This window comes from Rhodococcus sp. EPR-134 (assembly GCF_001647205.1).
Classification (GTDB): Bacteria; Actinomycetota; Actinomycetes; order Mycobacteriales; family Mycobacteriaceae; genus Rhodococcus_F; species Rhodococcus_F qingshengii.
In genome coordinates this window covers 1-7,194 of the sequence record NZ_LVCT01000073.1, presented here as the reverse complement: position 1 = coordinate 7,194, position 7,194 = coordinate 1, and the positions used below count along the sequence as shown (strand labels likewise).

Sequence of the window (7,194 nt, the reverse complement as noted above, 5' to 3'; positions counted from 1 at the left end):
GTCGCCGTACTCGACGACCTCCTCCGTCCCGGCGAAACACGTTTGCGGACAACGGATGCACTCTTGCAGCTTTGCGAGAAGCCGAAGATTCGAATATGCCCTTGACTCGAACGCATGTTCGAGTATGATTTGGGGAGGGGATCGGGGGATTCAATGAGTGTCTTGTTGTCGGACGTGGTGTCTGGTTCTGCGGTGGGGTTACGCGGACGTCTGTGGCGGTTGTCTGCTGCCGAGTTGCGCGCTGCTGCTGTCGAAGCGAGTGCGGAGATTCTGCGTCTCGAGGCTGTGCGGGTGGCGGTGGTGGACGAGTTGTCGTTGCGCCCGGATGATCAGGTGATTGCGAGCCGCGGGGTGGGTGCGTGGTTGGCGGCTAACACGATGCTGCAGGTTCGGGACGGGAAGAAGATCGCCGCGTTGGGTGCTGCTTTGCGGCCGTTTCCGGCGGTGGCGGCTCGGTTCGATGGCGGGGATTGCTCGTTCGATCATGCCGTGTTGATCGTGGCGTTCTGTGAATCACCACCGAAGGGCATGCCGGAGGAGGCGCTCCCTCGCTGTATCGACCTACTGCTTGCGGCTGCGTCGGGCGTGGAAGCGACGACCACGAAAGTGCGGAACGTGATCGCGACCTTGGAGCGAATCTTCGAATCCGATGAGATCCCGCCCGCCGAAGACGTCGACCGGAATGAGCTGCGGATCGCGTCGACATTGAACGGTCGAGTGGTGGTGCGCGGCGATTTCGACGCCCTCACCGGTGAAATGTTGCTGTCGGCCCTGTCGAATCTGACGATGCCCACCCCAGCACCCGATGGAACCCCGGATTCTCGGTCCGCAGCGAAGCGGACCGCGGACGGGTTCACCGAACTGATCCGCCGTTATCTCGATTGCGCCAAAACCGGTTTCGATGGTGGGCAACGCCCGCACGTGAACGTGCACATCAACGCACGGGATCTGGCCGAGCACCGAGACTGCGCCGCCTCTTCTGATGGTGAAGAGTCTGCGTCGGATCTTGATGTCGGGCACATGCCCTGGCTCGGGCCACTGTCCGTATCGCAGACCAGACTCCTCGGGTGTGACTGCTTCCTCTCCACTGTTCTGCTCGACGATCACGGCGCACCGCTCGATGCGCAACCAGGAAAGAGGTTGGTCACCGCCGAACAACGCGTGGCGTTGATCGCCCGAGACAAGGGCTGCGCCTTCCCCGGCTGCACATGCGTACCCGCCTGGACCGATGCGCACCACATTAAGCACTGGGCCAACGGTGGCCCGACGGTGATGAACAACCTGGTCCTGCTGTGCCGTTCACATCACCGACTGATGCACCGCAAATCCGGGTTCGTCGGGAAATGGGAAATCCGAATAGGAGTCGACAACAAACCCTGGTTCATCCCGCCGCCCTCGATCGACCCCGGGCAGCAACCGCGCCCGGCGAACACCACATTCAAAACCTGAGAACGAACCTCAGGCACAACAGAACACGGCCGAGCACCGCATCGAAGGGATCCCCCCGATGCGGTGCCACAGACCGTGGCGAACCCGTCAGACGGCCTGCGCAACCTTGGCGGCTCGCGGGAATCGCTCCCGAATCTCCGCTGGCGTGACAACTCTCGGGTCCAGGGGTTGCTCGTCACGCAGGTGGCGCTCCAACACCTTGCCCGTCATCGGCGCAATGACTTTCAGAGCAGTGGTCATGTTCTTCGGTGAACTACCCAACCGGACTGCCGTTCGCACCGCGGGCGCAATTGCTCTGTCCAACAACGCTGGCTGATCGAACCCACCCATGGTTCGCATCCAGCCGGGCAAAGTCGCGATAGTGGCCGGCGCGACCAATCGGCTGAATGTCGCGAACTTCGTCTTCCCCTGCGCTCTCGGTGTTCTCAACAAGTAGTGCATCGCCCGGTTGGCACGCTCGGAGGTACACAATCTGGGCCTGACTTCAGCGAAGTACTCACGTACCTCTTCTCGGGAGCGTGGAACGTCGGAGGTCTTGCATGTCTGTAGTTCGGCAGCGATCACGCATTCTTCCCAGTACCGCTGCTCTTCGACAGCTGAAAGCGGGCCCGGCCCATACATCTCGTAGCACTTGAGCACCGAATGCCAACCCGTCACGTGGATCCAGAGCTGTGACGCCGGATTGTTTGCGCTGTAACGAGTTCCGGTGATCGGTTCAATGCCCGTGGCCTGAGCATGAACTGTCATGAGGTGGTCGGACAAGGCCAATGCCGTCCGCCCGTCGGCAGTGGCGACGGTCAGGAAGTACGCCAAGGTTCGGTCGAGTCGCCCGGCCGGATCGCTGTAAATCCCGCTCATGTCTGCCACTGCGGCAGCCAAGAAGGGGTCGAAGTGCTCGAGCACCACCGACCGCTGGAACCCGATCAGCGCTGTCGGCGCGGCCCAGATCTTCCAACTGGGTGATCCTGGGCCGAAGAAGCCGTAATCCTCACGCGGTCGATTCATCGTCAGTTCAGACATTTCATTCCTCCCCGTTCGTTGACCCTGCACCGTTCATTTCGTAGGCACCAGACAAGGCGACTACTTGCTGCCAGACGTATTCGAATCGCTCCGCCGCGAACGTGGGGCGCCGAATAGATGCGAGTGCCAACCGTTGCTGATCTTCACTGGCGCTGGGTTTTCCGTACAACTCCACCGCTGCAGCACTGAAGTCGCGGACCAGGACATCGAAGATCTGATCCAGCACCCCACCGTTCCGCTGCTCCTCATCCAATCCCAAGATCTCGGCTTGTTCGAGGATCAACTGGCCGTAGACGACGAGGGTGAAGAGTTCGGTGATCGCAAGGCCGAAGTCCAAGTCGACCTGCTGCGCCGCATCCGGTGCAGCTTCGGCTAGAAGGGTCACGAGCGCTTCTGCCTGCTCCACGAACAGTGCAACGTTGGGAACATCCGCAAACTTCGCGTACACCGCTCGCCAGTCGTCGAATCGAACTTTCGACAACCCCCGTGCCGGACCCTGACGGAACAGGAACTCGTCGTCGGCTGCGTCGTTGCGCGTCGGAATCGCCGGAAACGACTCGGGGGCAAAGAGGTACGCCGGCATGAACTTGGCGATCAGGGCGAGATTGACGGCGACGGTCCCCTCGAGCTTGGGCAGCCCGTCGACATCCATCTTGGCCACCGCGAGGTAGCTGTCCTTCTCGAAGCCCTTTGCCGCAGCGATGTCGGAGAGCAGTCCGATCACCTTCTGTGCCTCGGTTGTCACCTTCATCTTGGTGACAGGATTGAACAAGAGGTAGCGGCGGTCCTCGGGCGATGCGGTGCGGAAGTAGTCCACCGCACGATCCGAGAAGAGCCTCATCGCCAGCAGGCGCGCGTACGCGTCGACGAATTCACGTTGTACGTGTGGGAACGCCGTGACGGGATTGCCGAACAGGATTCGATTGTGCGCGTGGGTAATCGTCTCGTACAAGGCATGAGTCGACATACCGATTCCGCCGAAACACAGGTTGAATTTTCCGATGTTCACGGTGTTGAGTGCGGCACTGAATGCTGCCTCGCCGGTATGCAGGATATCCTCTGCCGCAACGGGATAGTCGACGAGTGAGAACTCCGCTACGTACATCTGCGCCGGAACGATGTTCTTCACCACGGTGAATGCCGGATGGTCCGAGTCGGCGTAGAAGAAGACGTACTGATCAGTGCCCTCCACTCCGTCGACACGGCCGAAGACAGAGACCGTGTTGGCGCAGTTGCCATTTCCGATGTAGTACTTCGAACCGCTGGCCAGGTACCCGCCGCTGCCGTTGGGTGTCAAGACCATGTCCGTGGAGTAGACGTCCGCGCCATGCTCTTTCTCGGACAGTCCGAATGCCGCAACGCCTCCGGAAGCCAAAGCGGAAGCTGCTCGCGCCCTTGCCGTCTCGTTGTCGCTCTGCCACACCGGCCCGAGACCGAGGATGGTCACCTGCCACGGGTACCAGTAGTTGAGTCCGTAGAAGCCGAGGATCTCGGACAGCGCGGCGATACGACTGGTATCCCAGCGCTTGTCAGAGTCGCCACCACTGTCGCGGGCGGGCGTCAGAAATGTGGCGAACAGACCTTCCTTCGCCGCGAAATCGAGGAAATCGGAGTAGAAGATCTTGTCGTGATAGTCGGCCAGGAGTCGGTTCTTTCCACGCGCCTCGAACCAGTCGACGGTCGCGCCCAGCAGTCTCCGCGTGGTCGCGTCGAACTCCGGCCGATCGTACGTGGAGGGATGGAGCAGCAGATCATTCGGCACTAAAGAGGTCGACGCTGTCATAGCGGTTGTTCTCCTCGAGATCTCGGCAGAGGCGCCTCACTGAGCACCATTCGAATACAACGCCACCGTAACAATTGCAGACGATGAATACAACGGTTGCGCATTATTCACAAAGAAGTGGCAGGCAGATTAGGGTGAGACCGGAGGTGATGCACACGATGACCAGGTCACAAGCTGACGCAACGGATACACCGCGGCGCAAGTACGCCCCTCGCATGGCGCCGGAGCAACGTCGCGAGCAGCTCCTCGACGCAGCATTCGAGGTCACCGGCCGCGTTGGCCTGCACAACCTCAGCATGGAATCCGTCGCTGCCGAAGCCGGTGTCGGCAAGCCCGTCCTCTACACGATTTTCGATACCAGGACCGATCTCGTCGCTGCACTGCTGCGCCGCGAGCACGAGCGAGCCATCGCTCAGGTACTCGAAACCATGCCGACAGATCTGAGCGAACTCGGCCCAGCGGCGTCGTACACCGGGACCGTTGGCGCCTTCGTCGACGCCGTACTGGAGAACCCGACGCGCTGGCGCCTGATTCTGACGTCTGTCGAGAACGCCCCCAGCGAGTATCACGGCTTGTTGAAGCTCTCTCGCGGAGCTGTCTTCGCCCGCGCCGAAGAACTGGCCCGCGCCGGGATTGCCCTCGAGTCGAAGCTCGAAGGCCTTGATCCGGTTCTCCTCGCACACACCATGATGTCGTTCGCCGAAATGCTCGGACGACTGGCCGTCAGTGATCCCGAAACCTATACCCGAGAACGACTTTCCAGTTTTGCCGTGGCTCTCGCACAATCGGTCGGGCGTTAGCGGCCGACTGAAACCTGTCGGTCGGATCTGCTTCAATACACGCATGACATCACCATCGATCGAACCGCTACAGCTTTTCGAAACGTCTCCGGGCAACTGGTCACTGATGCTCACCGACCAGCATTTCGGCAAGGTGGCATCGATATTCGAGCAGGTAGAGGGTTTCGAAGGCTCCGGTTACGACTGGGCGTCGGTCGCCCACGCAGTGGTAGGCCGCGATGCACCGCATCTGGAGGGCCGCTTCGGCACCGATCCCGAAGCGGGCATGTTTGTTGCGTACGGCAGCGACAACGGAGCTCTCGGTGAGCTCGGAGCGCTACTCGCCAAAGCGTATTCGGATGCCGAGTACCTCGGTGGCCTGGTCGCCATTTCCGAACTCGACTAGAGCGCCTGTCGAAACGACACCGGCCCCACACCTAGGTGCGGGGCCGGTACCGAACGAAAGATCTAGCCGACCAACAGCTCGGCAATCTGAATCGTGTTGAGCGCGGCACCCTTACGCAGGTTGTCGCCCGAAACGAAGAGCGCGAGTCCGCGTCCCTCCGGGACACCCGGATCCTGACGGATACGACCGACCAGCGACGCGTTGCCACCGGCAGCGGCCAGCGGCGTCGGAACCTCGACCAGCTCGACGCCCGGAGCGTCGGCGAGGATCTCCTTGGCGCGAGCAACCGAGAGCGGGTTGGCGAACTCTGCGTTGATCGCGAGCGAGTGCCCGGTCACGACGGGAACGCGCACGCACGTACCCGAAACCAACAGATCGGGAAGTCCGAGGATCTTGCGGCTCTCGTTGCGGAGCTTCTGATCCTCGTCGGTCTCGCCGCTTCCGTCGTCGACCAGCGAACCTGCCAGCGGCAGGACGTTGAACGCGATGGGGGCGACGTAGTTGTTCGGGGCCGGGAAGTCGACGGCACTGCCGTCGTGAACCAGCTTCTCCGCGTCTCCGACTACGGCGCGCACCTGGCCGAGGAGTTCCTCGACGCCGGCGATGCCGCTACCGGACACGGCCTGGTAGCTGGAGACGATCAGACGCTGCAGACCGGCTTCATCGTGCAGAACCTTCAGCACCGGCATCGCTGCCATGGTGGTGCAGTTGGGGTTCGCGATAATGCCCTTGACCAGGTTCTTCGTGTCCTGCGGGTTGACCTCGCTGACCACGAGGGGAACCTCGGGATCCTTGCGCCATGCCGAAGAGTTGTCGACAACGGTCGCGCCGGCAGCAGCGAAGCGCGGAGCCTGGGCGCGCGAGAGCGTCGCACCGGCTGAGAACAGGGCGATGTCGATGCCCTTCAGGTCCTCATCCGATGTGGCGGCCGCATCCTCGACGATGATCTCTTCGCCGCGGAAGGGCAGCTTCTTACCGGCGGAGCGTGCAGATGCGAAGAACCGCACCTTGTCCGCGGGGAAGTTCCGCTCTTCGAGCAAAGTGCGCATGACGATGCCGACCTGACCGGTCGCACCGACAACAGCGATAGTCGTCATGAGAAATTACCGTCCCGTTCCAGCGTGTACTACTGCTTCTTCTTCGCCACCGAGCCCGAAAGCGTCGTGGATGACACGTACAGCGTCGTCCAATTCGGTGTCCTTGACCAGCACTGAGATGCGGATCTCAGAGGTCGAGATGAGGTCGATGTTGATGTCTGCCTTGGCCAGCGCCTCGCAGAACGTGGCGGTGACGCCCGGGTGGCTCCGCATTCCGGCGCCGACCAGGGAAACCTTGCCGATGTGGTCGTCGAACAAGATCTGCGTGAAGCCGATGTCTTCCTGACGCTTGGTCAGGATCTCGACGGCGCGGGGGCCGTCGGCCGTCGGAAGCGTGAAGGTGATGTCCGTCTTGTTGGTCTCCACCTTGGAGATGTTCTGCAGCACCATGTCGATGTTGATCTCGGCATCGGAGACTGCGCGGAACACCTTGGCAGCGTGTCCCGGTGTGTCCGGCAATCCGACAACGGTGATCTTGGCTTCGCCGCGATCGTGCGCGACTCCGGTGATCAGGGCCTCTTCCACAGGAATGTCCTCCATCGATCCGGACACGATTGTTCCGGGCTTGGTGGTGTATGACGAACGGACGTGCACAGGCACGTTGTAACGACGGGCGTACTCGACGCACCGGAGCATGAGCACCTTCGCACCACACGCTGC

7 protein-coding genes are annotated in these 7,194 nt (G+C 61.5%); 3 read left to right on the top strand and 4 right to left on the bottom strand.

Features of this window, described 5'->3' with window-relative positions; all coding sequences use genetic code 11:
- The first annotated feature begins 153 nt into the window (after positions 1–153).
- Complete coding sequence (locus tag A2J01_RS03695) at positions 154–1,449, top strand: HNH endonuclease signature motif containing protein (RefSeq protein WP_064111980.1); 1,296 nt, start codon at positions 154–156, stop codon at positions 1,447–1,449.
- Positions 1,450–1,536: 87 nt separating this feature from the next.
- On the opposite strand, the gene A2J01_RS03690 is transcribed toward A2J01_RS03695, so the two are convergent.
- Together A2J01_RS03690 and A2J01_RS03685 are read right to left on the bottom strand one after the other, a co-directional pair.
- Positions 1,537–2,469: an oxygenase MpaB family protein gene (locus A2J01_RS03690; RefSeq protein ID WP_007731493.1), complete on the bottom strand. Its 933-nt coding sequence runs from the start codon at positions 2,467–2,469 to the stop codon at positions 1,537–1,539.
- 1 nt (position 2,470) lies between these two features.
- The gene (locus A2J01_RS03685) at positions 2,471–4,252 is read right to left on the bottom strand and encodes an acyl-CoA dehydrogenase (RefSeq protein ID WP_064111978.1); all 1,782 of its coding nucleotides are present in this window, start codon (positions 4,250–4,252) and stop codon (positions 2,471–2,473) included.
- Between the two features lie 149 nt (positions 4,253–4,401).
- On the opposite strand from A2J01_RS03685, the gene A2J01_RS03680 reads away from it, so the two are divergent.
- Positions 4,402–5,052, top strand: a complete 651-nt coding sequence (locus A2J01_RS03680) for a TetR/AcrR family transcriptional regulator (protein ID WP_007731498.1) — start codon at positions 4,402–4,404, stop codon at positions 5,050–5,052.
- 43 nt (positions 5,053–5,095) lie between these two features.
- Positions 5,096–5,437 (top strand): Imm51 family immunity protein, encoded by a 342-nt coding sequence (locus A2J01_RS03675; protein WP_003943507.1) that lies wholly within the window; start codon positions 5,096–5,098, stop codon positions 5,435–5,437.
- A 62-nt stretch (positions 5,438–5,499) separates the two neighbouring features.
- Here the strand turns inward: A2J01_RS03675 and A2J01_RS03670 are convergent, their stop codons facing one another.
- Together A2J01_RS03670 and A2J01_RS03665 are read right to left on the bottom strand one after the other, a co-directional pair.
- Positions 5,500–6,534 carry an aspartate-semialdehyde dehydrogenase gene (locus tag A2J01_RS03670; protein WP_042447794.1) on the bottom strand — a complete coding sequence of 345 codons (1,035 nt, stop codon included), beginning with the start codon at positions 6,532–6,534 and terminating at the stop codon, positions 5,500–5,502.
- A 6-nt stretch (positions 6,535–6,540) separates the two neighbouring features.
- Positions 6,541–7,194: ACT domain-containing protein (locus tag A2J01_RS03665; protein WP_156519148.1), on the bottom strand; the 654-nt coding region annotated here is incomplete at its 5' end.